The 25,792-nt window shown below is 69.2% G+C and carries 23 protein-coding genes, 1 tRNA gene and 1 pseudogene; 19 read left to right on the forward strand and 6 right to left on the reverse strand.

Annotated elements, in window-relative coordinates:
• The first annotated feature begins 74 nt into the window (after positions 1-74).
• From K6753_RS09555 to K6753_RS09570, 3 genes and pseudogenes are all read left to right on the forward strand, one after another.
• Positions 75-761 carry an FKBP-type peptidyl-prolyl cis-trans isomerase N-terminal domain-containing protein gene (locus tag K6753_RS09555; RefSeq protein WP_223676231.1) on the forward strand — a complete coding sequence of 229 codons (687 nt, stop codon included), beginning with the start codon at positions 75-77 and terminating at the stop codon, positions 759-761.
• Positions 762-959: 198 nt separating this feature from the next.
• Positions 960-1,807, forward strand: a pseudogene (locus K6753_RS09565) (NUDIX hydrolase).
• Entirely contained in the window at positions 1,804-2,679 is an 876-nt protein-coding gene (locus K6753_RS09570) for a sulfurtransferase (RefSeq protein ID WP_223676234.1), read from the forward strand. Before K6753_RS09565 ends, K6753_RS09570 begins: the two are co-directional and overlap by 4 nt.
• Positions 2,680-2,834: 155 nt before the next feature.
• Here K6753_RS09570 and K6753_RS09575 read toward each other — a convergent pair whose 3' ends face one another.
• Positions 2,835-3,599 (reverse strand): enoyl-CoA hydratase/isomerase family protein, encoded by a 765-nt coding sequence (locus K6753_RS09575; protein WP_223676235.1) that lies wholly within the window; start codon positions 3,597-3,599, stop codon positions 2,835-2,837.
• The gene (locus tag K6753_RS09580; RefSeq protein ID WP_223676236.1) at positions 3,596-5,164 is read right to left on the reverse strand and encodes a DUF4139 domain-containing protein; all 1,569 of its coding nucleotides are present in this window, start codon (positions 5,162-5,164) and stop codon (positions 3,596-3,598) included. Before K6753_RS09580 ends, K6753_RS09575 begins: the two co-directional genes overlap by 4 nt.
• Positions 5,165-5,319: 155 nt before the next feature.
• Here K6753_RS09580 and K6753_RS09585 point away from each other — a divergent pair, with 155 nt between their 5' ends.
• The gene (locus K6753_RS09585; protein WP_484549423.1) at positions 5,320-5,679 is read left to right on the forward strand and encodes a copper chaperone PCu(A)C; all 360 of its coding nucleotides are present in this window, start codon (positions 5,320-5,322) and stop codon (positions 5,677-5,679) included.
• 94 nt (positions 5,680-5,773) lie between these two features.
• Here the strand turns inward: K6753_RS09585 and K6753_RS09590 are convergent, their stop codons facing one another.
• Both K6753_RS09590 and uvrA read right to left on the reverse strand, forming a co-directional pair.
• Complete coding sequence (locus tag K6753_RS09590) at positions 5,774-6,148, reverse strand: acyl-CoA thioesterase (protein ID WP_223676467.1); 375 nt, start codon at positions 6,146-6,148, stop codon at positions 5,774-5,776.
• A 173-nt stretch (positions 6,149-6,321) separates the two neighbouring features.
• A complete protein-coding gene (gene uvrA / locus K6753_RS09595; RefSeq protein WP_223676237.1) occupies positions 6,322-9,237 on the reverse strand; it encodes an excinuclease ABC subunit UvrA in 2,916 nt (971 codons plus the stop codon).
• Positions 9,238-9,570: 333 nt separating this feature from the next.
• Here uvrA and rplU point away from each other — a divergent pair, with 333 nt between their 5' ends.
• The 3 genes from rplU (at position 9,571) to obgE (ending at position 11,443) form a co-directional block, all read left to right on the forward strand.
• Positions 9,571-9,891, forward strand: coding sequence for a 50S ribosomal protein L21 (gene rplU, locus K6753_RS09600; RefSeq protein WP_223676238.1), 321 nt, complete (start codon positions 9,571-9,573; stop codon positions 9,889-9,891).
• 12 nt (positions 9,892-9,903) lie between these two features.
• On the forward strand, positions 9,904-10,161 hold the full coding sequence (gene rpmA / locus K6753_RS09605) for a 50S ribosomal protein L27 (RefSeq protein WP_223676239.1): 258 nt from the start codon (positions 9,904-9,906) through the stop codon (positions 10,159-10,161).
• A gap of 208 nt (positions 10,162-10,369) precedes the next feature.
• Positions 10,370-11,443 (forward strand): GTPase ObgE, encoded by a 1,074-nt coding sequence (obgE, locus tag K6753_RS09610; RefSeq protein ID WP_223676240.1) that lies wholly within the window; start codon positions 10,370-10,372, stop codon positions 11,441-11,443.
• A 203-nt stretch (positions 11,444-11,646) separates the two neighbouring features.
• Here the strand turns inward: obgE and rpsT are convergent, their stop codons facing one another.
• On the reverse strand, positions 11,647-11,916 hold the full coding sequence (rpsT, locus tag K6753_RS09615) for a 30S ribosomal protein S20 (protein ID WP_223676241.1): 270 nt from the start codon (positions 11,914-11,916) through the stop codon (positions 11,647-11,649).
• Between the two features lie 185 nt (positions 11,917-12,101).
• Here rpsT and murJ point away from each other — a divergent pair, with 185 nt between their 5' ends.
• The 8 genes from murJ (at position 12,102) to K6753_RS09655 (ending at position 21,659) form a co-directional block, all read left to right on the forward strand.
• Positions 12,102-13,643 (forward strand): murein biosynthesis integral membrane protein MurJ, encoded by a 1,542-nt coding sequence (murJ, locus tag K6753_RS09620; RefSeq protein ID WP_223676242.1) that lies wholly within the window; start codon positions 12,102-12,104, stop codon positions 13,641-13,643.
• Between the two features lie 145 nt (positions 13,644-13,788).
• Positions 13,789-14,736 (forward strand): bifunctional riboflavin kinase/FAD synthetase, encoded by a 948-nt coding sequence (locus K6753_RS09625; protein ID WP_223676243.1) that lies wholly within the window; start codon positions 13,789-13,791, stop codon positions 14,734-14,736.
• 65 nt (positions 14,737-14,801) lie between these two features.
• Positions 14,802-17,612, forward strand: a complete 2,811-nt coding sequence (ileS, locus tag K6753_RS09630) for an isoleucine--tRNA ligase (protein ID WP_223676468.1) — start codon at positions 14,802-14,804, stop codon at positions 17,610-17,612.
• 208 nt (positions 17,613-17,820) lie between these two features.
• Complete coding sequence (gene lspA, locus K6753_RS09635) at positions 17,821-18,327, forward strand: signal peptidase II (protein ID WP_223676244.1); 507 nt, start codon at positions 17,821-17,823, stop codon at positions 18,325-18,327.
• Positions 18,328-18,337: 10 nt separating this feature from the next.
• Complete coding sequence (ispH, locus tag K6753_RS09640; protein ID WP_223676245.1) at positions 18,338-19,288, forward strand: 4-hydroxy-3-methylbut-2-enyl diphosphate reductase; 951 nt, start codon at positions 18,338-18,340, stop codon at positions 19,286-19,288.
• Positions 19,289-19,391: 103 nt separating this feature from the next.
• A tRNA-Thr gene (locus K6753_RS09645) sits at positions 19,392-19,467 on the forward strand.
• 228 nt (positions 19,468-19,695) lie between these two features.
• Positions 19,696-21,102 carry a DNA repair protein RadA gene (gene radA, locus K6753_RS09650; protein ID WP_223676246.1) on the forward strand — a complete coding sequence of 469 codons (1,407 nt, stop codon included), beginning with the start codon at positions 19,696-19,698 and terminating at the stop codon, positions 21,100-21,102.
• Positions 21,099-21,659 carry a hypothetical protein gene (locus K6753_RS09655; RefSeq protein WP_223676247.1) on the forward strand — a complete coding sequence of 187 codons (561 nt, stop codon included), beginning with the start codon at positions 21,099-21,101 and terminating at the stop codon, positions 21,657-21,659. The genes radA and K6753_RS09655 overlap by 4 nt, the downstream gene beginning before the upstream one ends.
• A 10-nt stretch (positions 21,660-21,669) precedes the next feature.
• Here K6753_RS09655 and K6753_RS09660 read toward each other — a convergent pair whose 3' ends face one another.
• Positions 21,670-22,458, reverse strand: coding sequence for a cytochrome C assembly family protein (locus K6753_RS09660; protein WP_223676248.1), 789 nt, complete (start codon positions 22,456-22,458; stop codon positions 21,670-21,672).
• A gap of 89 nt (positions 22,459-22,547) precedes the next feature.
• Between K6753_RS09660 and ffh the strand changes: the two genes are divergently transcribed.
• The 4 genes from ffh to trmD all read left to right on the forward strand — a co-directional run bounded on the left by ffh (position 22,548) and on the right by trmD (position 25,779).
• Positions 22,548-23,912, forward strand: coding sequence for a signal recognition particle protein (gene ffh / locus K6753_RS09665; protein WP_223676249.1), 1,365 nt, complete (start codon positions 22,548-22,550; stop codon positions 23,910-23,912).
• A 252-nt stretch (positions 23,913-24,164) separates the two neighbouring features.
• On the forward strand, positions 24,165-24,431 hold the full coding sequence (gene rpsP, locus K6753_RS09670; protein WP_223676250.1) for a 30S ribosomal protein S16: 267 nt from the start codon (positions 24,165-24,167) through the stop codon (positions 24,429-24,431).
• A gap of 40 nt (positions 24,432-24,471) precedes the next feature.
• The gene (gene rimM / locus K6753_RS09675; protein ID WP_223676251.1) at positions 24,472-24,987 is read left to right on the forward strand and encodes a ribosome maturation factor RimM; all 516 of its coding nucleotides are present in this window, start codon (positions 24,472-24,474) and stop codon (positions 24,985-24,987) included.
• Positions 24,988-24,990: 3 nt separating this feature from the next.
• The gene (trmD, locus tag K6753_RS09680; RefSeq protein WP_223676252.1) at positions 24,991-25,779 is read left to right on the forward strand and encodes a tRNA (guanosine(37)-N1)-methyltransferase TrmD; all 789 of its coding nucleotides are present in this window, start codon (positions 24,991-24,993) and stop codon (positions 25,777-25,779) included.
• The last annotated feature ends 13 nt before the right edge of the window (positions 25,780-25,792 follow it).

Genomic DNA, 25,792 nt, shown 5'->3' on the forward strand with positions numbered 1-25,792 from the left:
CATCTCCGGGCATGACGCCCCGGACAAGCGGGACGGCCCAGGCCGTCCCGAGCCATTATCGGAGGTTTCACCGAATGAAGTTGCGTTTGATCGCGGCCGCCGTCGCCGCAGTTGCCCTGGCCGCCGGCAGCGCCGCCGCACAGGACATTTCCTCGGAGAAGGGCAAGCTGAGCTACGCGCTCGGGTACGACCTGGGCCGCAACGCCATCGAAAGCGGTGAACAGGTCGACGTCAACAGCGTCATCAAGGGCCTGCAGGACGGCTACGCCAAGAAGGAGCCGGCCGTGCCGGTCGACCAGCTGCGCACCGCCGTGCAGAACATGCAGCAGCGCCAGCAGGCCAAGGCCAAGGCCGAGTGGGACAAGGCCGCCGCCACCAACAAGACCAAGAGCGACGGCTTCCTGGCGCAGAACAAGGCCAAGTCGGGCGTGCAGTCGCTGCCCAGCGGCGTGCAGTACCGCGTGATGGAAGCCGGCAACGGCGCCAAGCCGACCCAGGCCAGCACGGTCGAGCTGCAGATCGCCGGTCCCTACGCCTGGGGCGAGCGTCCGCAGCCGGCACGGCCGGCGCAGAACGTCCCGGCCATGAAGATCAGCGAGATCGAAATGCCGGCGATGCGTGAAGTGCTGCTGCAGATGCCGGCCGGCGCCAAGTGGGAAGTCACCCTGCCGCCGGAGCGCGCGTACGGTGCCAACCCGAACACGCCGTTCCCGCCGAACGTCGCCGTCCAGTTCGAAATCAAGCTCGTCAGCGTCAAGTGACGTATCGGCCCGTCCGCGCAATGCGCGGACGGCTTTGCCGATACGTCATCCCCGAGTGCTTCGATCGGGGATCCAGCGACGCATGCATTGCCTGAGTTTGAGCACTACCCATTGCGCCGGCCCTCGCCGGCGCAATGCATTTCTGCAACTGGCGATTCCAGCGCCCGCATTTCCAGCATCCGTGCTTCCCGAGTCCCAATGAACACCCCCACCTTCCGTGCCGTCCTCAGCCCCTGCATCGGCGTCTGTACTCTCGACGAGGAGGGCCTGTGCGAGGGCTGCCACCGAAGCACGGGCGAGATCGCGCGCTGGTCGCAGATGGGCGACGACGAACGCCTGCGCTGGATGGAGACGGTGCTTCCCGAGCGCGAGGCCAATCGCGCCTGAGGTAGCCTGACGGGATGGCGGCCTCCCCCCTCAAGTCGCATCCGGAACCCCTGCACGATTGCCCGCGCCTGGGCGATGCGCTGCATGCGCTGGCCGCGCCACCCACCGAAGGTGGCTGGAACCGAAGCGAACTCCACGACCTGATTCCCGACGATGCCGTGCTGGTCGAGGCGGCGGTGCTGGTCGGCCTGGTGCCGCGCGCAGGCGGCACCCGCGTGATCCTGACGCGGCGCACCGATGCCTTGCGGCACCACGCCGGCCAGGTCAGCTTCCCCGGCGGCCGGTTGGAAGCCGATGATGCCGACGCCGTCGCCGCGGCGGTGCGCGAAGCCGGCGAGGAAATCGGCTTGCCGCCGTCGCAGGTGGCACCGCTGGGTTTCCTTGACCCGCTGGCGACCATCACCGGTTTCCGCGTGATGCCGGTGGTGGCGATCGTCGACGCCGGGTTCGAGCCGGTGCCCGACCCCAACGAGGTCGCGGACGTGTTCGAGGTGCCGCTCTCGTTCCTGCTCGATCCCCGCAACCTCGCTTCGCATGTGCTCGACTACCGGGGCCGACCCCGCGAGGTGCACGAGTACCGTTACCCCGCCCAGCGCATCTGGGGCGCGACCGCCTCGATGCTGCTCAACCTGCGGACCCGACTGGAGGCGATCCGATGACCCGACCCGAACAACCGGACTGGACCACCGTCGTCGACCCCGCCGACCTGCTGGCGGCGCTGGACGATGAGGACGTGGTGGTGATCGATGCGCGATTCTCCCCGGCGCTGCACGAAGACCCGGGTGCGGGTGAGTCGGCCTATTGCGCGTCGCACATACCCGGCGCGCATTACGCGCACCTGGAACGCGATCTGTCGGGGCCGCCGGGAAGCGGCGAGGGGCGGCATCCTTGGCCGTCGGCCGATGCCTTCGCGCGCGTGCTGTCGCGTTGGGGCGTGACGCCGGAGAGCCGGGTGGTGGCGTATGACGACGCGGGCGGCGCGCTGGCGGCGGCCCGCGTGTGGTGCCTGCTGCGCATGGCCGGCCACCAGAAGGTGGCGGTGATGGATGGAGGCTGGGCCGCGTGGCGCGAGCGCGGCTTCCCGGTGGACGCGGCGGTACCGCCTGAGGGAGCGTTGTCGTATCCGGTGCGCTTCGATGACGCATCGCTGTTCGACAGCAGCTCGGTGGCCAAGCACCTCGCGGCGGGCGGTGGCCTGGTCGATGCGCGTGCGCCGGCGCGGTTCCGTGGCGAGGTCGAGCCGATCGATCGCGTCGCCGGCCACGTCCCCGGTGCGGTCAATCGGCCATTCGCCGACAACCTGGAAGACGGGCGCTTCAAGTCGCCGGACCGGCTGGCCAGCGAGTTCAAGGCAATGCTGGGCGACGCCTCCGCCGGCGACTGGGTTGCGATGTGCGGCTCGGGTGTCACCGCGTGCCACCACCTGCTGGCGATGGCGTACGCGGGCCTGCCGGGTGCACGGCTGGCGACGGGTTCGTGGAGCGGTTGGATCGAGGACCCGTCACGGCCCGTCGCGAAAGGGCCCTTGTAGGAGCGGCTTCAGCCGCGATCAGTGCTGGCGGGAATGCGAGCGAAGCTCCAAGTGGTCTTGTAGGAGCGACGCAAGTCGCGAAACGTCCGCGTCACGAGACGTCGCGGTCGCGACTTACGTCGCTCCTACAGGAGGCCCGCCTCCATAGCCCGGCGCTACTTCCCCAGCCGCGCCACCAGCGCCTGCAACGCCTGCTGGCAGTCCGGCCGGTACCACGCCTCGATGAAACGCTCCAGCTGGATGTGCTGCGGCTGCAGCGCTTCCACCAGGTCGGTGCGCGCCATCGCACGCGTGGCCAGCATCGCCTCGCGGGGCAGGGCCAGCAGGAGTTCCAGCCAGACCACCGAGCGCTTCACGACGCTGTCGATGTCGACCACCTCGTCCACCAGCCCGATGCGCAGGGCGTCCTCGGCCTCGACCATTTCGCCCGACACCAGCATGCGCTCGGCGCGGTAGGGGCCGACCACGCGGCGCAGCAGCCGCTGGACGCCCTCCGGTGCGGCCAAGCCGACCTGGGTTTCGTTGAGGCCGACCCGGTACGGACCCGATGCCATCACGCGGTAGTCGCAGCACAGGGCGAGCACGCAGCCGCCGGCAGGCGCATGCCCTGCGATGGCGGCCACCACCGGCACGGGCGCGCCGGCCAGTGCGCGAGCCGCATCGAAGAAGGTTTCCCATGCGTGCATCAGTGCGGCGCGGTCATCGCCCAGCGACAGCAGGTGCGGCACGTCCAGTCCCGCGGAGAACACCTTCGCGGCGCTGGACAGCACGAGGCCGCGCGCGCCGCCGTCGACCGCGGCCTTCACCGCATCGCGCAGCCCGCCGCACAGGTCCGGGTCGAGCGCGTTGACTGGCGGCCGTGCCATGCGCAGCTCGAAGATGCCGCCCGCGTGCGGGACGGTTTCGATGCAGGCGGTCATGGCGCCACGTCCCGGGCCCAGCGGTAGCGCACGGTGTAGGTCAGGCGGGTTTCGCCGCCGGCTGGCACGGGCACCTCGAATACGGCGTGCCGCGCGTCCTGGCGCTCGCCAGGCACGCTGCTCTCGACGATTTCCCAATCGCTCCAGCGCGGCAGCGGTTCGACGACGCGAACGGTGGCGTCGGCGGCCTTGGCGTTGCGCAGGGTCAGCGCGAAGGACTCGGTGATGGTGCGGCCGCTGCGGTCGACGTCGAACGCGGTGTTCTCCCGCTCGGCGGAGAGGTCGAAGGCCTCGCCGACTTCCACGCGCACCTCGCCGCCGGACGCGATGTGGTCCAGCCGCGACTCGCCCAGGAAGTCGGCCCCCTCGAACACGCGCACGCGTCCGGCGGGCAGCGGCTGGCCCAGGCCCGCGTCCTTGGTGTTGTCGAGCGACACGGCGACCGACACCGGCAGGGTACCGGTGGCGCCTCGGAAGCCGGGGTCGAGCATCGGCTGGGGCGGCTGCCAGTCCTGCGCGTCGGCCTCCACCACATACGCGCGCTCGCACGCCACGTTGCTGCGCGAGGGGAACAGCGGAATGCGCTCGGTCGCACCTTGGCTGATGCGCACCGCGCGCGGCAGTTCGTAGGCGTGGTACTCAGCCGAGCGCCGCTGGGTCGGCATGTTGCCCGCCGCGGCATCCATGGCCATCGGCGCAGCGGCGGCCCGTGCGTACATTTCCGGCCGGTCGCGGCGTACGCGGGCCGGTTCGCCCGCGACCAGCGTCACCCGCGCATCGGCAAAAGTGACGCCGGAGCGGTTGGCGACCAGCGCGGCGCCGTCCAGCGACATCGCGCAGCCATCGCCATTTGCGATCGTCGCGGTGTACTCCGCGCGCCACGCCATGCCCCCCATCGGGTAGTGCAAGGTGAAGTCGGCGTCCCCGGCGGACGCTGCATTGACCGTCCACTGCAGCGACGGCTGGCCGGGGAACGTCTCGGCGCCGTCGATCACGCTGAAGTTGTCGTAGTCGCGGATCACCTTGATGCGGCCATCGTTCAATGCCAGCGCCAGGCTGGTGCCGGAGGAAGAGACCAGCGTGCCGTTGTCGGTCTGCTTGGCGCCGCCGGAGGTGTGTTCGACCGCCACGCGCTGGCCGACGGCCTGCGCCAGCACGTCTTCGCCACCCGACAGGCCGGCGACGAAGCGTTGAGACAGCACGCTGGTGCCTTCACCGGCCGGACGCAGTACCGCGGCTTCCACATCCATCGCCGGCGGCACGCTGACGGCCGATATCGCGTTGGGCCCGCGCTTGAGCGAGTAGCTCAGTGGCCGCTCCACCAGCGCATAGCCGGGCATCCCCGACGCGGGCGCACCGGCGTTGCCGAGGGCGTCGTAGTCGCCGCTGTAGATCGTCAGGCGCGTTTCGGGGGCTGCATCGGCGGGACGGTCCTGCGTGTCCGATTCGGCGGGCGATGGCTTGACGGTCGGCTGCACGACGGTCGCGTTGTCATCCTGCCGGCCTTCCGGCGAACACGCCGCCATGGCCAGTGCCGCGGCGAGGAGGGTAATAGGACGATGCATCGCGGACTCCGTTCATGGCCTCCCGGTATCATAGGACGATGAACATGACCCGTGCTTTGACACTGTCGGTGGCACTGTCCTTTTGCATCGTCCCGGCTGCAATTGCCATGCAGAAGGGCGCAGAAGTTGCGTCCAGAGAGGCGTGCGCCGTACAGATGGTCGGGGGTTGGGTGCGAATGCCACCCGTCGCCATGCCGATGATGGCCGGCTTCGGACGGATCGAGAATGCGTGTGGCGACGCCGTGGCGGTGGTGGGCGTACGCAGCGATGCGTTTGCCGACGTGTCGCTGCACGAGACGCGCATCGTCGACGGCGTCAGCCGCATGCGTGCGGTACCGCGTCTGGCCGTTCCGGCTGGCGGCAGCGTCGAGCTGAAGCCCGGTGGCCTGCACCTGATGCTGATGCAGCCGCGGGGCTCGCTGGAGCCCGGGGACGTGGTCGAGGTCGTGCTGGAGCTGGAGGGCGGCCAGACCCGCGCCGTGGAGCTTGAGGTCCGCGCGCCGACCGGACGTTGATCCACTTGAAAGATCAGGGGGCGGTCAGGGCCACCTCGATCGCCAAGCGGCAGCGGAACGAAAAACGCCGGTCAATCGACCGGCGTTTTTCATGTCAGGCCTGGCAGGCCTCTCGCACGGCGGGGGGCAGCGGCGCGGCCTGTCCGGTCTGGCGGTCGATCCACACCATCACCACGTGGCCGTCGCAGTACAGCGTGTCGGCGTCCTCCGCATCGACGATGCGATGGCCGATGGTGAGGCTGGTGTTGCCCAGGCGCTCCACGAACAGCGTGATGCGGACCTGCTTCGGCCATTCGATCGGGCGTCGGTAATTGAGGTGCGCCGCGGCCACGACTGGCGCGACGTCGTCGTCCAGCCCCTGGCCGGGCACGCCCAGCATCCAGTGCAGCCGCGCCTCTTCCAGGTAGCTGAGGTACTTGGAATTGTTGACGTGGTTGAACGCGTCCAGGTCGCGCCACCGCACCGGCATCGGCACTTCGATCAGGACATGCGGCACAGGCTCCGCGATGGCCGGTGCCGGAGATTCAGGTGCTGGAGATTGCGCGGCGGCGGCCTTCTTGCGTGCCGGCGCCTTGCGCTTGCGAGCCGCGGTCTTGCGCGGCTTTGGCTTGGCGGTGGCGGCGCTGGGGGTGGTGTCGTCGCTCATGCGGCGGACTTCTTCTTCGTTGTCTTTTTGCGGGCGGGCGCCTTGCCGGCGGCTTCGGTGGATTTCACCTTGGCTGCGGGCAGCAGCGGTGCGAGGAAGCGCCCGGTGTGCGAGTGCGCCAGCCCGGCGATGTGCTCGGGAGAACCCGTCGCCAGGATGGTGCCGCCTCGGTGGCCGCCCTCGGGCCCGAGATCGACGATCCAGTCGGCGGTCTTGATCACGTCAAGGTTGTGCTCGATCACGACCACCGTGTTGCCGTCGTCGCGAAGGCGGTGCAGCACCGCCAGCAGGTGCTCGATGTCATGGAAGTGCAGGCCGGTGGTCGGCTCGTCGAGGATGTAGAGGGTACGGCCAGTGTCGCGGCGCGAGAGCTCCTTCGACAGCTTGACGCGCTGGGCTTCGCCGCCCGACAGCGTGGTCGCGCTCTGGCCCAGCTTGATGTAGCTCAGGCCGACGTCGATGAGGGTTTCCAACTTGCGCGAGATCGACGGAATGGCCTCGAACAGGTTCAGCGCATCCTCGACGGTCATCTCGAGCACGTCGTTGATGTTGTAACCCTTGTAGAGGATCTCCAGCGTCTCGCGGTTGTAGCGCTTGCCGCCGCAGACGTCGCACGGCACGTACACGTCGGGCAGGAAGTGCATCTCGACCTTGATCAGCCCGTCGCCCTGGCAGGCCTCGCAGCGGCCGCCTCGCACGTTGAAGCTGAAGCGCCCCGGTGCGTAGCCGCGCGCACGCGACTCGGGCACCTGCGCGAACAGTTCGCGCAGCGGCGTGAACAGGCCGGTGTAGGTCGCCGGGTTGGAGCGCGGGGTTCGGCCGATCGGCGACTGGTCGATGTCCACGACCTTGTCGAACAGGTCGACGTTCTCCACCGACACATACGGGGCGACCGTCTGCGATGCGCCGTTGAGCTCGTTGGCGGTGATCGGGTACAGCGTGTCGTTGATCAGCGTCGACTTGCCGGAGCCCGAAACGCCGGTGACGCAGGTGAACAGCCCGGCGGGGATGTCGAGGTCGACATTCTTGAGGTTGTTACCGCTGGCGCCACGCAGGTGCAGCGTGGTCTTCGGGTCAGGCTTGCGGCGCTGCTTCGGCACCTCGATGCGGCGCTTGCCGCTGAGGTACTGGCCGGTCAGCGAGCGCGGCGCCTTCAGCACGTCCTTGTACGAGCCCTGCGCCACGACCTCGCCGCCGTGCACGCCGGCGCCCGGGCCGATGTCGACGATGTGGTCGGCCAGCCGGATCGCGTCCTCGTCGTGCTCGACCACGATCACCGTGTTGCCCAGGTCGCGCAGGCGGGTGAGGGTGCCCAGCAGGCGCTCGTTGTCGCGCTGGTGCAGGCCGATGGACGGCTCGTCGAGCACGTACATCACGCCGACCAGGCCCGCGCCGATCTGCGAGGCCAGACGGATGCGCTGCGCCTCGCCGCCCGACAGCGAGTCGGCCTTGCGTTCAAGGGTGAGGTAGTCGAGGCCAACGTCGACGAGGAAGCGCAGGCGGTCGCCGATCTCCTTGACGATCTTGACCGCAATCTCGCCGCGCCAGCCCGGCAGTTCCAGGTGCCTGAAGAACGACAGCGCTTCGTCGACCGGCATTACCACGATGTCCGGCAGCGGGCGGTCGTCGACGAAGACGTTGCGGGCGGCCCGGTTGAGGCGCGCGCCACCGCACTCGGTGCAGGCGCGCTCGCTGATGTACTTGGACAGCTCCTCGCGCACGGCGGCCGATTCGGTCTCGCGGTAGCGCCGTTCCAGGTTGGGGACGATGCCCTCGAACCGGTGGCGGCGCTGGCTGCGGCTGCCGCCATCGGTCAGGTAGTTGAAGTTGATCAGCTCCGTCCCGCTGCCGAACAGCACCGCGTTGCGGATGTCCTCCGGCAGCGACTGCCAGGGCGCGTCCACGTCGAACCGGTAATGCTTGGCCAGCGACTGGATCAGCTGGAAGTAGTAGGCGTTGCGGCGGTCCCAGCCACGCACGGCGCCGGCCGACAGTGCCAGCTCCGGGTGCACCACGACGCGCGCGGGGTCGAAGAACTGCGCCACGCCCAGGCCGTCGCAGGTGGGGCACGCGCCCACCGGCGAGTTGAAGGAGAACAGCCGCGGCTCCAGCTCCGGCAACGCGTAGTCGCATACCGGGCAGCTGTACTTGGAGGAGAACAGCAGCGGTTCGGTTGCGGCATCGTCCAGCGACACCACCGAAGCCATGCCTTCGCCGAGCTTGAGCGCGGTCTCGAAGGACTCGGCCAGGCGCTGCTTCATGTCCTCGCGTGGGCGGAAGCGGTCGACTACGGCTTCGATGGTGTGCTTGACGCGCAGCGCCAGCGGCGGCACCGCGTCGATCTCGTGTAGCTCGCCGTCCACGCGCACGCGCACGAAGCCCTGCGCGCGCAGCTGCTCGAACACCTGCGCGTGCTCGCCCTTGCGCTCGCGCACCACCGGGGCCAGCAGCATGTAGCGCTGCTCGGCCGTGGCCGGCTTGTCGGCCAGCGCGACGACCTGGTCGACCATCTGGCTGACGGTCTGCGCCTCCAGCGGGTAGTGGTGGTCCGGGCAGCGCGGCGTGCCCACGCGTGCGTACAGCAGGCGCAGGTAGTCGTAGATCTCGGTGATGGTGCCGACGGTCGAACGCGGGTTGTGCGAGGTCGACTTCTGCTCGATGGAGATGGCCGGGCTCAGGCCCTCGATGTGGTCGACATCGGGCTTCTCCATCACAGAAAGGAACTGGCGCGCGTACGCCGACAGCGACTCGACGTAGCGGCGCTGGCCTTCGGCATAGATGGTGTCGAACGCCAGCGAAGACTTGCCGGAACCGGACAGGCCGGTGATCACGATCAGCTTGTCGCGGGGCAGGTCGAGGTCGACGTTCTTGAGGTTGTGCGTCCGCGCGCCGCGGATGCGGATGGTATCCATGCGTCGGTGGGGGCCTTCGATGGGGAGGCCGGCGGGCAAACCGCCGGCGAACAGGGGAGCGTAGCGACTGGCCTAGGTGGGGGCAAACCGGGGCAATGAAAAGGCGACCCGGCGCAGTGGCGTTCAGGACGGGAGGGCGGCGGGGGCCGGTTTGAACGCTTTCACCATTTTGGCTCGGACCGGTTTTGGTCGCGGCCGGAGAGGCTCCGACATGGCGGGGCTTGGGATGGATGGGCCGGGTTGCCCTAACCTGCTGAATCCCCTACAATTCCGCTTCTGTCCGCCCGCCATGGGTGGCAGTGCATCAAAAATAACTACAGAGGAATCCCGGTCATGTACGCAGTTCTGGTCACCGGCGGTAAGCAATACCGCGTGATGAAGGGCGAGACGCTCCGCGTCGAGAAGCTCGAAGTCGAAGAAGGCAACGAGATCAAGTTCGACAACGTCCTGATGCTGGGCGACGGGGAGGGCGTGAAGCTCGGCGACGCGCTCAAGGGCGCCACCGTCACCGCCAAGGTCGTCGGCCACGGCCGCGCCGACAAGGTGCGCATCGTCAAGTTCCGCCGCCGCAAGCACCATCGCAAGCAGATGGGCCACCGGCAGCACTACACCGAAATCGAGATCACCGGCATCGCCGGTGGCGACAAGAAGTAAGGAGAAGCCGCCATGGCACAGAAAAAAGGCGTAGGTTCCACCCGCAACGGCCGCGACTCCAACCCGAAGTACCTGGGCGTGAAGATGTACGGCGGCCAGGCCATCGAGGCCGGCAACATCATCGTCCGCCAGCGTGGCACCCAGTTCCATCCGGGCGCCGGCGTCGGCCTGGGCCGCGACCACACGCTGTTCGCGCTGGTTGACGGCAAGGTCGAGTTCTCGACCAAGGGCCCGAAGCGCCGCCGCACCGTGAGCGTGGTCGGCGAGTAATCGCCCGTCATGTTCCGATCGAGGGGCCCCGCTTCGGCGGGGCTTCTTGTTTAAGGAGCAGGGACCAAGGGCTAGGGCCTGGGAATTGAAAGCTGGTTGTAGCCGGCTTTTTCATTTCTGCCATGCCCCCGCTGTTGTCCCTGTCTTTACAGTTCCAACTTCCAGTTCCGGCTATTAGCCTCTAATCCCTAGCCTCCAGTCCCTACCCATGAAACTCGTCGACGAAGCTGAAATCCAGGTCATTGCCGGCAACGGCGGCAACGGCTGCGTCGGGTTCCGGCGCGAGAAGTTCATTCCGTTGGGTGGCCCGGACGGCGGCGACGGCGGCGACGGCGGCAGCGTGTGGCTGGTGGCCGACGAGAACCTCAACACGCTTGTCGACTTCCGCCACCAGCGCCAGTTCCGCGCGCAGCGCGGCGAGAACGGCATGGGCCGGCAGATGTACGGCAAGGCCGGGCAGGACCTGGTCATCGCCGTGCCCGTGGGCACCGTGATCACCAACGTCGAAACCGACGAGGTGATCGGCGACCTGACGCGCCACGGCGAGCGCCTGCTCGTTGCCCGGGGCGGCAAGGGCGGCCTGGGCAACATGCACTTTAAGAGCTCGACCAACCGCACGCCGCGCAAGGCGCTGCCGGGCCTGCCGGGCGAGGAGCGCGAGCTGCGGATGGAGCTGAAGCTGCTGGCCGACGTCGGCCTGCTGGGCTTCCCGAACGCCGGCAAGAGCACACTGATCCGCGCCGTGTCGGCGGCGACGCCGAAGGTGGCCGACTACCCGTTCACCACGCTCTACCCCAACCTGGGCGTGGTCAGCGTCGAGGCCTACCGCAGCTTCGTGATCGCCGACATCCCCGGCCTGATCGAGGGCGCGGCCGACGGTGCGGGCCTGGGCGCGCAGTTCCTGCGCCACCTGCAGCGCACGCGACTGCTGTTGCACCTGGTCGACATCGCGCCGATGGAAGGCGGGGTGGAGATCAGCGCGGCCGAGCAGGTGCGCGCGATCGAGCGCGAGCTGGAGCGGCACGACCCTGAACTGCTCGCCAAGCCGCGTTGGCTGGTCCTCAACAAGGCCGACCTGCTGCCGGAGGACGAGCGCCAGGCTGCCGCGCAGGCCGTCATCGACGAACTCGGCTGGAAGGACCGCTGGTTCCTCGTCTCGGCCATCGGCCGCGATGGCACGTGGCCGGTGATGCTGGAAGTGCAGGCGTTCTTCGACCGCCAGCGCGAGGACGCGTTGGAAGCGGCGGCGAACGAGGCGGCCGAGAACGGCGAGGGCGGGTGAGCGCCCGCAGCCAGTCCTACTTTTCAACCCGGACGTAATTGGGATCGGCTTCCATGTTCCCAGCGACCAACTGGGACAGCAGGGCGACCAGGCAGGCCGCCAGGCGATGCCCCGGAATGACACGGGTCGATGCAATCGCCGACCCGCAGCCACAAAAAAACCCGGCCGAAGCCGGGTTTTTCGATAGCAGCGTCGGCGCCGGATCAGGCGGCCTTGAGCGCCTTGATGCGGGCGTTCAGGCGGGCCTTGTGACGGGCGGCCTTGTTCTTGTGGATCAGGCCACGGGCGCTGAACCGATCGAGGATCGGCTGGGCGGTGGCGAAAGCGGCTTCGGCACCGGCGGCGTCGTTCTCGTTCAGCGCCTTGAGGACCTTCTTGACGGAGGTGCGCAGCATCGAACGCTGGCTGCCATTACGGGCGTTGCGCACGACGGCCTGCTTGGCGCGCTTCTTGGCGGACTTGATGTTTGCCACGGCGAATTCCTGAAAAATGGGTGGTACGGTAAAGAGGGGTTGGGTGTGCGCAAAGGCAGACAGGAAATTATGGGCGATTCAGTGGCTTGCGTCAACTTGACCCCCTCGCGGGGTCCCGTTTGAGCGCCCCGGCCCCGGATCCCGCGGCCGCCACCCCGGACCCGGGGCCCCGTCGAGGCGGGGGCATGCTCCGTTCCACCGCCGTATTCAGCGCGATGACGTTCCTCTCGCGCATCGCCGGCTACGTACGCGACGCGGTGCAGGCACACCTGTTCGGCGCCAGCGCGGCGATGAGCGCGTTCGTGGTCGCCTACCGCATCCCCAACTACCTGCGTCGGATCTTTGCCGAGGGGTCGTTCTCCTCGGCGTTCGTCCCGGTGCTGTCGGAGCTCAAGCAGCGCGGCGACCAGAAGGCGCTGCAGGATTTCCTCGACCACGTCGCCGGCGCGCTGCTGGCCGTCGTGATCGTGGTCAGCGGCCTGGGCATGCTGGCCGCGCCGTGGATCGCCGAGCTGTTCCTGTTGTTTGCCGCCCCCGGCGTGGAAACGGTGCCCTTGGCGGCGGACATGCTGCGGGTGACCTTTCCGTACCTGACGTTCATCTCGATGACCGCCCTGGCCGGCGCGGTGCTGAACAGCTTCCGGCACTTCGGACTGCCGGCGCTGACGCCGGTGCTGCACAACCTGGTGCTGATCGCGGCCATGTTGCTGGTGGCGGGCTACTTCGACGTTCCGGAAAAGGTGCTCGCGTGGGGCGTGCTGGCGGCCGGCATCCTGCAGATGCTGGTGCTGTGGCCGGCGATGGGGCGGCTGGGCATCCGCCCGCGCTTCCGATTCAACCTTCGCCACGAAGGCGTGCGCCGGGTCGGGCGGCTCATGCTGCCGACCATTTTTTCCTCCTCGGTGTCGCAGGTGAACCTGCTGGTCGGCACGGTGTTCGCGTCGCTTCTCGTACCGGCCGCGCAGTCGTGGCTGTACTACTCCGACCGCCTGACGGAACTGCCGCTGGGCCTTTTCGGCGTGGCGATCGGCACGGTCATCCTGCCGCAGCTGTCGCGCCACCACGCCGACGACGATGCCGACGGCTACTCGCGCTCGCTGGACTGGGGCCTGCGCACGGTGATGCTGATCGGCATGCCGGCCGCGCTCGGGCTGGCGCTGCTGGCCGAGCCGCTGACCGCGTCCCTGTTCCGGCGCGGTGCATTCACCGACGAGGACACGCGGATGGTGGGCTACGCGCTGATGGCAATGAGCGTGGGCATCCCCACCTTCATGCTCAGCAAGGTGCTGCTGCCGGCGTTCTATGCGCGTCAGGACACGCGTACGCCGATGCGCGCCGCGGTCATCACCGTCGTCGCCAACGTGGTGCTGACGGTCGCGCTGGTCACTCCGCTGTGGATGGCCGGCTTCGAGGCCGCGCACGTCGGCATCGCAGGCGCCACCGCGCTGGCCGGCGTGCTCAACGCCGGGCTGCTGTGGCGCTACCTTCGTCGCGACGGCGTCTACCGCGCCGCGCCGGGCTGGACGCGTTGGATGCTGCGCATCGTGGCCGGGCTGGTGGCCATGACGGCGGCGGTGCTGGCGGTACGCGCCTACGTCGGCGACTGGACGGCACTGACGATGCTCTGGCGCTGGGTCTGGCTGTTGGCAGCGGTCTCCGCTGGCGCCGCGGCCTACGGCGTGGTGCTGGTCGCGCTGGGCCTGCGCCCGCGCCACCTGCGGCATTGAGCGGGTCTGTAGGAGCGGCTTCAGCCGCGATCGGGAATGGGCGCAGGCCGCTCAAACATGCGATCGCGGCTGAAGCCGCTCCTACAGTGAGCTGCCTATGGCCGAGCGACCCGGGCAAACCCGCACCCCGGCTATACTTCTAGCGATGAGCAGGCTGTTCCGAGACGTCGACGGCGGGCCCCGATGCCCGCACGGCAGTGTGGTCTGCATCGGCGCTTTCGACGGCCTGCACCTGGGGCATCGGGCACTGGTGCGCCACGCCGTGGCCCGCGCGCGGGCGCTCGAAGTGCCTGCGATCGCGCTGACGTTCCAGCCGTTGCCACGCGAATATTTCGCACCCGATGCACCGCCGCCGAGGCTTCTGTCGGCCCGCGCCAAGGCGCGTGGCCTGCTGGAGCTGGGCGTGGACCAGGTCGGCCTGCTGCGGTTCGACGCGCGCATGGCGGGCATGTCGGCCGAGGCCTTCTGCCGCGACGTACTGGCCGGACGGCTGGGCGCCCGCGAAGTGTGGGTCGGCCCGTGCTTCCGCTTCGGCAAGGGTCGGGCAGGGGACCTCGCACTGCTGCGCGAGCAGGGCGCCGTGCTGGGTTTCGAGGCCGGCGAGATCGACCCCGTCCAGCTGGACGGTGACCGCGTCTCCAGCACCCGCATCCGTGCAGCACTCCAGGCAGGCGACTTCGCCCTGGCCGAGCGCCTGCTGGGCCGTCCTTACGCCATCGGTGGGCGTGTCCGGCGTGGCCGCCAGTTGGGCCGCACACTGGGCTATCCAACTGCCAACCTGCACTTCGATGGCGTGACCCCGGCGCTGTCGGGCATCTACGCCACCCGCGTCCATGGCGCGGGGCTGGATGCCTGGCCGTCGGTGTCGAGCCTCGGCACCCGGCCGACGGTGGACGGCGTGGAGCCGCTGCTGGAAGCCCACCTGTTCGACTTCGACGGCGACCTCTACGGGCGCCGGATCGAAGTCGAGTTCGTCGCCCGCCTGCGCGACGAGGAAAAGTTCGACACTCTGGCCGCACTGACGGCCCAGATGCACCGTGACGCCGAGCAGGCGCGCGCCCTCCTGCACCACGACCGAAGAGCGACTGCGTGAGCGCCAAGACCGACGACGCCAACCCCTACAAGGCCACGCTGCATCTGCCGGCCACCGAGTTCCCGATGCGGGGCGACCTGCCCAAGCGCGAGCCGAAGATGCTTGCCCACTGGGAAGAGACCGGCCTGTACCAGCGCATACGCGAGCAGGTGCGCGGACGGACGCGCAGCTTCGTCCTGCACGACGGGCCGCCGTACGCCAACGGCGCGATCCACATCGGCCACGCGGTCAACAAGGTGCTCAAGGACGTGGTGGTGAAGTCGCGCCTGCTGTCGGGCTTCGACGCGCCGTACGTGCCGGGGTGGGATTGCCACGGCCTGCCGATCGAACTGGCGGTGGAGAAGAAGCACGGCAAGGTCGGCGACAAGCTGGACGCCGCCGCCTTCCGCCAGAAGTGCCGCGAGTACGCCGCCGAGCAGATCGACATCCAGCGCCGCGACTTCAAGCGCCTGGGCGTGCTGGGCGACTGGGACAACCCGTACCGCACGATGGACTTCCGCTACGAGGCGGACATGCTGCGCGCGTTGGCGAAGATCGTCGAGCGCGGCCACCTGCAGCGCGGCGCCAAGCCGGTGCACTGGTGCTTCGACTGCGGCTCGGCATTGGCCGAGGCGGAGATCGAGTACGCCGACAAGGTGTCGCCGGCGATCGACGTGGCGTACGCCGCGCGCCAGCCGGCCAAACTCGCGGCGGCGTTCGGCGTCGCGCTGGGCGAGGGCGACGAAGTCGCCATGCCGATCTGGACGACCACGCCCTGGACGCTGCCGGCGAGCCTGGCGGTGTCCGTTGGTGCCGACCTGGACTACGTGCTGGTCGAAGGCCCCGCGTTGCCGTCGGGCGGCCGCCGCCTGCTGGTGCTGGCGGCCGCGCTGGCCGAGCGCGCGCTCGCACGCTACGGCGTCGAAAGCGTCGTCGAGCTTGGTCGCGCCACCGGCACCGATCTTGAAGGGCTGAAGCTGCAGCACCCCTTCTACGCCGACCGAGAAATTCCCGTTCTGCTGGGCGAGCACGTCTCGGCCGAGGACGGCACCGGCGCTGTCCACACCGCGCCCGGCCACGGCCAGGAGGACTTCGCGGTGTCGCAGCAGTACGGCCTGCTCGAGGGGCTGGAAGCCGCGACGCTCAACCCCGTCGATGCGCGCGGCGTGTACCTGCCGTCGACGCCGCCGGCCGATGGCGTGACGCTCGCGGGCCAGCACATCTGGAAGGCCAACGACGCCATCGTCGAGGTGCTGCGCGGCAATGGGACGTTGCTCGCGTTCGAGCGGCTCAACCACAGCTACCCGCACTGCTGGCGCCACAAGACGCCAGTGGCGTTCCGCGCCACGCCGCAGTGGTTCATCTCGATGGAGCAGGCCAACCTGCGCCGCGACGCGCTGGCGCAGATCGGCCAGGTGAAGTGGGTGCCGGAGTGGGGTGAAGCACGCATCGCTGGCATGGTCGAGGGCCGCCCGGACTGGACGATCTCGCGCCAGCGCTACTGGGGCGTGCCGATCGCACTGTTCATCGACCGCGAGACGAAAGAGCCGCATCCGCGCGCCGCCGAACTGATGCGCCAGGCCGCCGAGCGTGTCGAGCAGGCCGGCGTCGATGCCTGGTATGCGTTGGACCCGGCCGAGCTGCTGGGCGACGAAGCCGAGCGTTACGAGAAGGTCACCGACATCCTCGACGTCTGGTTCGATTCGGGCGTCACCCATGAGTGCGTGCTGGCGCAGCGCGGGGCCGATGGCCTGCGCAAGCCGGCCGACCTGTACCTGGAAGGCTCGGACCAGCACCGCGGCTGGTTCCAGAGCTCGCTGCTCAGCGGCGTGGCGATGGACGGCGTGGCCCCGTACCGGCAGGTGCTGACGCATGGCTTCACGGTCGATGCGCAGGGCAAGAAGATGTCCAAGTCGCTGGGCAACGTGGTGGAGCCGCAGAAGGTCATCGACCAGATGGGTGCGGACGTGCTGCGGCTGTGGATCGCCTCGGCCGACTACCGCAACGAGATGTCGGTGTCCGACGACATCCTCAAGCGCAGTGCCGACGCCTACCGCCGCATCCGCAACACCGCGCGCTTCCTGCTGGGTAACCTGCACGGCTTCGAGCCGGCCACCCATCTGCGCGACCTGGACGACATGGTCGCGCTGGACGCGTGGATCGTGCACCGCGCCCACGAGCTGCAGGGCCGCATCACCGACGCGTACGAGCGCTACGACTTCGCCGAGGTGGTGCAGATCCTGTCGAACTTCTGCAGCGTCGACCTGGGCTCGCTGTACCTGGACGTCACCAAGGACCGCCTGTACACGATGCAGGAGGACTCGCGCGGCCGCCGCTCGGCGCAGAGCGCGATGTACCGCGTGGCCGAGGCGTTCGTGCGCTGGATCGCGCCGATCCTGAGCTTCACTGCCGAGGAGATGTGGGGCCACCTGCCGACCCCGGCGGCGGGCGAGCGCGCCGGGCATGTGCTGTTCACCACCTGGTACGACGGCCTGGCCTCGCTGCCGGCCGAGGCGCCGCTGACGGGGGCCGACTTCAAGCGCCTGCTGGCGCTGCGCGAGTCGGTCAGCCGCACGCTGGAGCCGATGCGTGCCGCCGGCGACATCGGCGCGGCGCTGGAGGCGGAGATTGCGCTGGCGTGCGGGGTGTCGGAGCAGAACTGGCTGGCGCCGTTCGTGGACGAGCTGCGCTTCCTGTTCATCACCGGCGACGTGTCGCTGGTGGCGGACGATGCGGCGAAGGACATTGCGGTGTCGGCCACGGCGAGCGACAAGCCCAAGTGCGGCCGATGCTGGCACTACCGCAGTGATGTCGGCGAGCACGAAGCGCACCCGACCCTGTGCGGGCGCTGCGTGGACAATGTCGACGGCCAGGGCGAGGACCGACGCTGGTTCTGACGCCCTCAGCGAGGGTTTGATCGTCGTTCCTGCGAAAGCAGGAGCCCGTCCTGATCGTTACCCGCACGATCAAGATGGATCCCGGCTTTCGCCGGGATGACGGCCTGGAGCGTCGGCAGGGCCGGGATTGGCTGGCGCGCTTGCGCGCTGCATTACGACATCGAACGCGGCCCTAGTGGCCACATACACCGCACCACCACGGACCCCCATGCAAAAGCCCATCCCCAACGCACTGCCCTGGCTCGCGGTTTCCGCCCTGATCCTGGCGCTGGACCAGCTGACCAAGTACTGGGTGCTGACCTCGCTGCCCGAATACACCGCCATCCCGGTGATCGAGGGCGTGTGGAACTGGTACCGCACCTACAACACCGGCGCGGCCTTCAGCTTCCTGGCCGACGCCGGCGGGTGGCAGAAGTACTTCTTCCTCGTGCTGGCGGTGGCTATCTCGGGCCTGCTGGCGTTCTGGCTGTCGCGCACGCCGCGCGGCGACTGGAAGACGGCGCTTCCGTACGCGCTGGTGATCGGCGGTGCCATCGGCAACGTCATCGACCGGATGGTGCACGGCCACGTCGTCGACTTCATCCAGTGGCACTGGCAGGACTGGTACTGGCCCGCCTTCAACATCGCCGACATGGCCATCGTCGGCGGCGCCATCGGCATCGCCCTGTTCGGGCTGTTCAGCGGCAAGCCCGCCGCCGCGCAGGGCAAGGCGTAAAATCGGCGCGATGGACATCCTGCTCGCCAACCCCCGCGGCTTCTGCGCCGGCGTCGACCGCGCGATCGAAATCGTCAACCGCGCGCTGGAGTCGCTGGGCGCGCCGATTTACGTCCGCCACGAAGTCGTCCACAACCGGTTCGTGGTCGACGACCTCAAGCAGCGCGGCGCGGTGTTCGTAGAGGAACTGCACGAAGTCCCCGACGGCGCGACCGTCATCTTCAGCGCCCACGGCGTCTCCAGGGCGGTGCGCGAGGAGGCCGATCGCCGCGGGCTGAAGGTGTTCGATGCGACCTGCCCGCTGGTGACGAAGGTGCACCTTGAGGTCGCGCGGCAGTGCCGGGCCGGGCGCGACATGGTGCTGATCGGCCATGCCGGGCACCCCGAGGTCGAAGGCACGATGGGCCAGTGGAGCGCGCAGGCCGGCGGTGGTGCCATCCACCTGGTCGAGGACCTGGCCGACGTCGCGACCCTGCAGCTGGCCCAGCCCGAGAACTGCGCCTACACCACCCAGACAACGCTGTCGGTGGACGACACCCGCGGCATCATCGCCGCGCTGCGCGAGCGCTTCCCGGCGATCCAGGGCCCGAAGAACGACGACATCTGCTACGCCACCCAGAACCGGCAGGACGCGGTTCGCGACCTGTCGGCGCAGTGCGACCTGGTGCTGGTGGTGGGCTCGGTCAACAGCTCCAATTCCAACCGCCTGCGCGAACTGGCCGAGCGCCAGGGCGTGGAGGCGCACCTGATCGACGGTGCGGACGAGATCGACCCGGCATGGGTCGCCGGCCGGCGTCGCATCGGCATCACCGCGGGCGCGTCGGCTCCCGAGGTGCTGGTGCAGGGCGTGATCGACCGCCTGCGCGCGCTGGGCGCCGGCGAGCTGGCCGAACTGGCAGGGGAGCCTGAAAACATGGTGTTCGCGCTGCCCAAGGAGCTGCGCCTGCAACTGGTCGATTGAGCGATACATGCCGCGCCTCGATTGACCCTGCCGCGCGGCGCGCCCTACAATCCGCCCCCTTGCGGCTCCGCGCCGCCGGCCTCCTGGCCACCCGTAGTACCCCGCCGGAATAGCTCAGTTGGTAGAGCGGCGCATTCGTAATGCGTAGGTCGTAGGTTCGATTCCTATTTCCGGCACCAATCCCACGTATCGCGCACGACGCGGTCGTTCCGGAAGGCCCGCCTTGGCGGGCCTTCTTCGTTTCGGTCCCGCCTTGGCGGGCCTTCTTCATTTCGGTCCCGCCCCGGCGGACCTTCTTCGTTTTGGGCCAGGCTTCGGCGGGCCCTCTCTGTTTTCCGGCCCGTGTGTCTCGCCCAGCGCGAACGCCTGCCGCTAGAGTGCGCGTTCCCGACGCAGCCCGACGCCCCATGTCCAAGACCGCAACCAAGCCTGCCAGCAAGGCGCGCACCGCCTACGTCTGCTCCGAATGCGGCGCCGACCACAACAAGTGGCAGGGCCAGTGCGCGGAATGCCATGCATGGAACTCGCTGAGCGAATTCGTGGTGGAGCCGGCATCCGCCGCCAAGGGCGTGGCCGCATCGCGCCGCGCCAGCTGGGCGGGCAAGGCGGACGCCCCCGCGGTGACGCCGTTGAAGGATGTCAGCCATTCGGAGGAGTCGCGCGTCAGCACCGGCATCGGTGAATTCGACCGTGTGCTCGGCGGCGGCCTCGTGCATGGCGCCGTCGTGCTGGTGGGCGGCGACCCCGGCATCGGCAAGTCCACGCTGCTGCTGCAGGCGGTGTCGCACATGGCGGGAAGGCTGCCGGGCCTGTATGTGACCGGCGAAGAGTCGCTGTCGCAGGTCGCCGGCCGCGGTGCGCGCCTCGGCCTGCCGCTGGACGGGGTGCACGCCCTGGCGGAAACCGGTATCGAGCGCGTGCTGGAACACGCCGCGAAAATGAAGCCCGGCCTGATCGTGGCCGACTCGGTGCAGACGCTGTGGACGGAGGAGCTGAGCGCCGCGCCGGGCTCGGTCAGCCAGGTCCGCGAGAGCGCGGCGCGTCTGGTCCGCTATGCCAAGGAGACCGGCACCTCGGTGTTCCTGGTCGGCCACGTGACCAAGGAAGGCGGCATCGCCGGCCCGCGCGTGCTTGAGCACATGGTCGACGCGGTCCTGTATTTCGAAGGCGAGAGCGGCAGCCGGTTCCGCGTGCTGCGTGCCTTCAAGAACCGATTCGGTGCGGTCAACGAGCTGGGCGTATTCGCGATGGGCGACAAGGGCCTGAAGGAAGTGCCCAACCCGTCGGCGATCTTCCTGTCCGGTGGCAGCACGCGCCAGCCGGGCAGCTGCGTGATGGTGACGCGCGAAGGCACGCGCCCCTTGCTGGTGGAGGTGCAGGCACTGGTCGATGCGTCGCCGCTGTCCAACCCGCGCCGCGTGGCCGTGGGCATGGAAGGAAACCGCATGGCGATGCTGTTGGCCGTGCTGCATCGGCATGGCGGCGTCGGCGTGGGCGACCAGGACGTGTTCGTCAACGTGGTGGGTGGCATCCGCGTGCAGGAGACGGCGGTCGACCTGCCGGTGCTGCTGGCGGTGCTGTCGAGCCTGCGCGACCGACCGCTGGGCGAGGGCACCATCGCGTTCGGCGAGGTCGGCCTGTCCGGTGAGATCCGCCCGGTGCCCAACGGCGAGGACCGGTTGAAGGAGGCGGCGACGCACGGCTTCAAGCGCGCGATCGTCGCCAAGGGCAATGCACCGCGTTCCGGCCGGGTGGGCGACATGCAGGTGGTCGGCGTGGAGCGGCTTTCGGACGCGTTGTCGGAAGCCGAATGAGCCGCATGGCCGCCCAGGGACTGGCGCGGGCGGTGTCGATCGTGCTGCATCCGTTCGTGGTGTTCGCGGCGCTGACGCTGCTGGCGACGTGGATGCTTGATCGCGAAGCGCTCCCGCGGGTGGTAGCCGGGCTGGGGGTCGCAATCGGCGCAGTCTGGGTATTCGTCTGGCAGCGTGTGAGCAGCGGACGTTGGGGCACGGTGGATGCCTCGCGCCCACACGAGCGGCCGCTGTTGTACGCGGTGGTGCTCGTGGTGGTGGTGGGGTTGTGGGCGTGGCTGGGCATGGCCTCGCCGCTGGCGCGCGGCGTGGCGGCGGCAGGGACGATGCTCGCGCTGGCCGGCCTTTTGAACCGCTGGATCAAGCTTTCGCTGCACATGGCCAGCCTGGCGTTTGCTGGCGCCGCGGCCTGGCCGCTGTCGCCTTGGCTGGGTGCCGCCAGCCTCGCGCTGTTGCCCCTGCTGGGCTGGTCGAGGCTGCACCTGCGCCGCCATGCGTGGCCGGAGGTGGTGGGCGGGACGGTGCTCGGCGCGCTGGCGGGTATGGCGACCTGGTGAGCGCGGGCGCTCAGGCGACGCCGAGCACCAGCTCCAGTACGAACTTGCTGCCGAAATAACTCAGCACCAGCAGCGCCATCGCCACCAGCGTCCAGCGCACCGCGGTCGTGCCGCGCCAGCCGCGGCGCCAGCGCCCAAGCAGCAGGCCACCGAAGATCAGCCACGACAGCACGCTCAGCACGGTCTTGTGGACCAGCTGCTGCGCCAGCAGGTCCTGCACGAACAGCACCCCCGTCAGCAGGGTGGCGGTCAACAGCACGAACCCGACCGCGACAGTGCGGAACAGCAGCGTTTCCAGTTCGACCAGCGGGGGCAGGGCGCGCAACCAGCCGTGGAATTCGCGTCGGCGCAACGCGCGCTCCTGCGCCCACAGCATCAGCGCCAGCAGCGCAGCGACCGCCAGTGCGGCGTACGCCAGCAGTGCCAGCCACGCGTGCAGTTGCAGGCGCCAGTCGAGCGGCGCGCTCGCTTCGGTGCCGTGCAGGACGTAGCCGAGCAGTGACGCCGCCGCGAGGGGGAACACCACCACGCCCAGCGCCGCCATCCGTCCGGTCGCGCCGTACAGCGCGGTCAATACGGCCATGCCGAGCCCGACCAGCGACAGCGCGGCGAAAAAGTGCAGGTCCGCGCCGCCCGGCGCGCGCCAGGCCAGTGCGTGGTCCAGCGCATGCAGTGCGATCGCACCCGCCGCCGGCCACAGCCAATGCCGCCCGATGGCGCCGCCACCCTTGGAAACCCCCGCGGCTAGAAGTCCGGAGGACACGAGATAGAGCGCGGCGGCGATGAGAACGATTGTCATCGCCGCAGTGTCGCACAGGCCGGGAGGCAAAGGCCGCCGGGCTATACTTCGCGCCCCCGTTTCCACGCCGTTCGCAAGGTAGTCCGACGATGTTCGAATCCCTCACCCAGCGCCTGTCCGGCACCATCGAGCGCCTGAAGGGTCGCGGCCGGCTGACCGAGGAGAACATCCGCGAGGCGACCCGCGAGGTCCGCATCGCGTTGCTGGAGGCCGACGTCGCGCTGCCGGTGGTGCAGGCGCTGATCGAACGCATCAAGGTGCGCGCGGTCGGCCAGGAGGTGCTCAAGTCACTGACCCCGGGCCAGGCGCTGATCAAGGTCGTGCGCGACGAGCTGACCGCCGTCATGGGCGCGCAGGCCACCGACCTCAACCTCAACGTGCCGGCGCCGGCGGTCATCCTGATGGCCGGCCTGCAGGGCGCGGGCAAGACCACCACGGTCGGCAAGCTCGCCAAGCACCTGAAGGAGAAGCGCAAGAAGAAGGTGATGGTGGTGTCGGCCGACGTGTACCGTCCGGCCGCGATCGAGCAGTTGAAGACGCTGGCGCAGCAGGTCGACGTGCTGTTCTTCCCGTCCAGCGCCGACCAGAAGCCCGAAGCCATCGTCCGTGCCGCCATCGACGATGCGAAGAAGTCCTTCGCCGACGTGCTGATCGTCGACACCGCCGGCCGCCTCGCCATCGACGAGGCGATGATGGCCGAGATCAAGGCGCTGCACGGCGCGGTCAACCCGGCCGAAACGCTGTTCGTGGTCGACTCGATGACCGGACAGGACGCCGCGGTCACGGCCAAGGCCTTCGGCGAGGCGCTGCCGCTCACCGGCGTGGTGCTGACCAAGACCGACGGCGACGCGCGCGGTGGCGCGGCGCTGAGCGTGCGCTACATCACTGGCAAGCCGATCAAGTTCATCGGCGTGGGCGAGAAGCCCGACGGCCTGGACGTATTCCACCCCGACCGCGTCGCCAGCCGCATCCTGGACATGGGCGACGTGCTTAGCCTGGTCGAGCAGGTCGAGCAGCAGGTCGACAAGGACAAGGCCGCCAAGCTGGCCGAGAAGGTCGCCAAGGGCAAGAAGTTCGACCTCAACGACATGAAGGACCAGCTGGAGCAGATGCAGAACATGGGCGGCCTGGGCGGGCTGATGGACAAGCTGCCCGGCATCGGCCAGATCCCCGATTCGGTCAAGGCGCAGGTCACCGGAAAGGAGGTCCCGCGCCTGGTCGCCATCATCAACTCCATGACCCGCAAGGAGCGCCGCAACCCGGCGCTGCTGAACGGCTCGCGCCGCAAGCGCATTGCCGCCGGTGCCGGCGTGACCCCGGCCGACGTCAACAAGCTGATGAAGCAGTTCCAGCAGATGGAAAAGATGATGGGCAAGCTGGGCCGCGGCGGCATGAAGGGCATGATGCGCGGCATGCGCGGGATGATGGGCGGCCGCGGCGGCATGCCGTTCTGACGCCCCTTCTGGCCTTCGGAACAGCCCCTGTAGGAGCGGCTTCAGCCGCGATGCTTCTGTAGGAGCGACGTGGGTCGCGACCGCGGATCGCCAAGGGGAGCGTGGATCGCGACTGACGCTGAGCGTGGGCGAGGGCTGCGGCGGCCCCGCATCGCCGCTGAAGCCGCTTCTACAACACCCGCGGAAAATCCCCTATACTTGCCGGCTTACCCCGTCATCCCGACGGCTGGGCAACACAGGAAGCACCCGACCATGGTCAAGATCCGACTGACCCGCGGCGGCGCCAAGAAGCGTCCGTTCTACCACATCATCGTCACCGACAGCCGCAGCGCCCGCGACGGCCGCAACATCGAGCGCGTCGGTTACTACAACCCGGTCGCGACCGGCGGCGAGAAGCGTGTCGAGCTCGACACCGGCCGCGTGCAGCACTGGCTGGGCAACGGCGCGCAGCTGACCGACAAGGTTGCCGTGCTCTACAAGGAAGCGCTGAAGTCGGCCGACACGGCCACTGCAGCCTGATCCTTCGGCCGCGCCCCGCGCGCGGCCGGCATCGAACCCGATGGACACCGAAGGGCGCCGCATCCTCGTAGGCAGGGTGACCGGCGCCTTCGGCTTGCGTGGCGAAGTGAAACTCGAGTCCTGGACCGAGCCGCGCCAGGCGATCTTCCGGTACCAGCCCTGGATCCTGCGCGACGCCCGTGGCGTCGAGCGGCAGGTGCAGGGCGTGCGTGGCCGCGACGACGGCAAGCGGGTGACGGCATGGTTCCCCGAGGTCGCCGACCGCGATGCCGCCGAGGCGATGCGCGGGCTGGAGATCCTGGTGCCGCGCTCGGCCTTCCCGCCGCCGGCGCCGGGCGAGTTCTACTGGGTCGACCTGGAGGGTCTGCGGGTCGTGAACCTCGAGGGTGTGTCGTTCGGCACCGTCTCCCACCTGTTCGCCACCGGTGCCAACGACGTACTGGTTGCGCGCGACGGTGGCCGCGAGCGGATGATCCCGTTCGTACGCCCGCAGTACATCACCGACATCGATTTCGAGAAGGGCGTGGTGACGGTCGACTGGGACCCGGAGTTCTAGACCGTGCGCATCGACGTCATCAGCCTGTTCCCCGAGTTCGTCGCGCAGTGCGCGGCGTTTGGCGTGGTCGGCCGGGCAGGGGAGCGCGGCCTGCTGTCGCTGCACGGCTGGAACCCGCGCGATTACGCGGAAGGCAACTACCGCCGAGTCGACGACCGGCCCTTCGGCGGCGGCCCGGGCATGGTGATGCTGATCGACCCGCTCCGGGCCAGCCTGAAGGCCGCGCGGGAGGCCGACCCGCGGCCGGCACGCGTGGTGTACCTCAGCCCGCAGGGCGCGCCGCTGACCCAGGCCAAGGTGCGCGAGCTGGCCGGCCAGGAGCGCCTGGTGTTGCTGTGCGGCCGCTACGAAGGCGTAGACGAGCGCCTGCTGGCGGCGGACGTCGACGAGGAGATCTCGATCGGCGACTACGTGCTGTCCGGCGGCGAGCTGGCCGCGGCGGTCATCGTGGACGCGGTGGCGCGCCTGCAGGAAGGCGCGCTCAACGATGCCGATTCGGCCGAGCAGGACAGCTTCGAACCCGTCGACCCTGCCGGCGATCCGGCCCGGGTCCTGCTGGACTGCCCGCACTACACGCGCCCGGTCTCGCACGAACTGGGCGACGTGCCCGCCGTGCTGATGTCCGGCAACCACGCCGAGATCGCGCGCTGGCGCCGGCAGCAGGCGCTGGGCCGGACCTGGCAGCGCCGCCCGGACCTGCTGGACGAGGCCAGCCTGTCCAACGCCGACCGGGCGCTGCTCGCGGCCTACCGGGCCTCGCTGGGCACGGTGGACGACGACAGCGACGGCTGACGGCCCCGGAACC

Source organism: Novilysobacter selenitireducens (genome assembly GCF_020026895.1).
Taxonomy (GTDB): domain Bacteria; phylum Pseudomonadota; class Gammaproteobacteria; order Xanthomonadales; family Xanthomonadaceae; genus Lysobacter_C; species Lysobacter_C selenitireducens.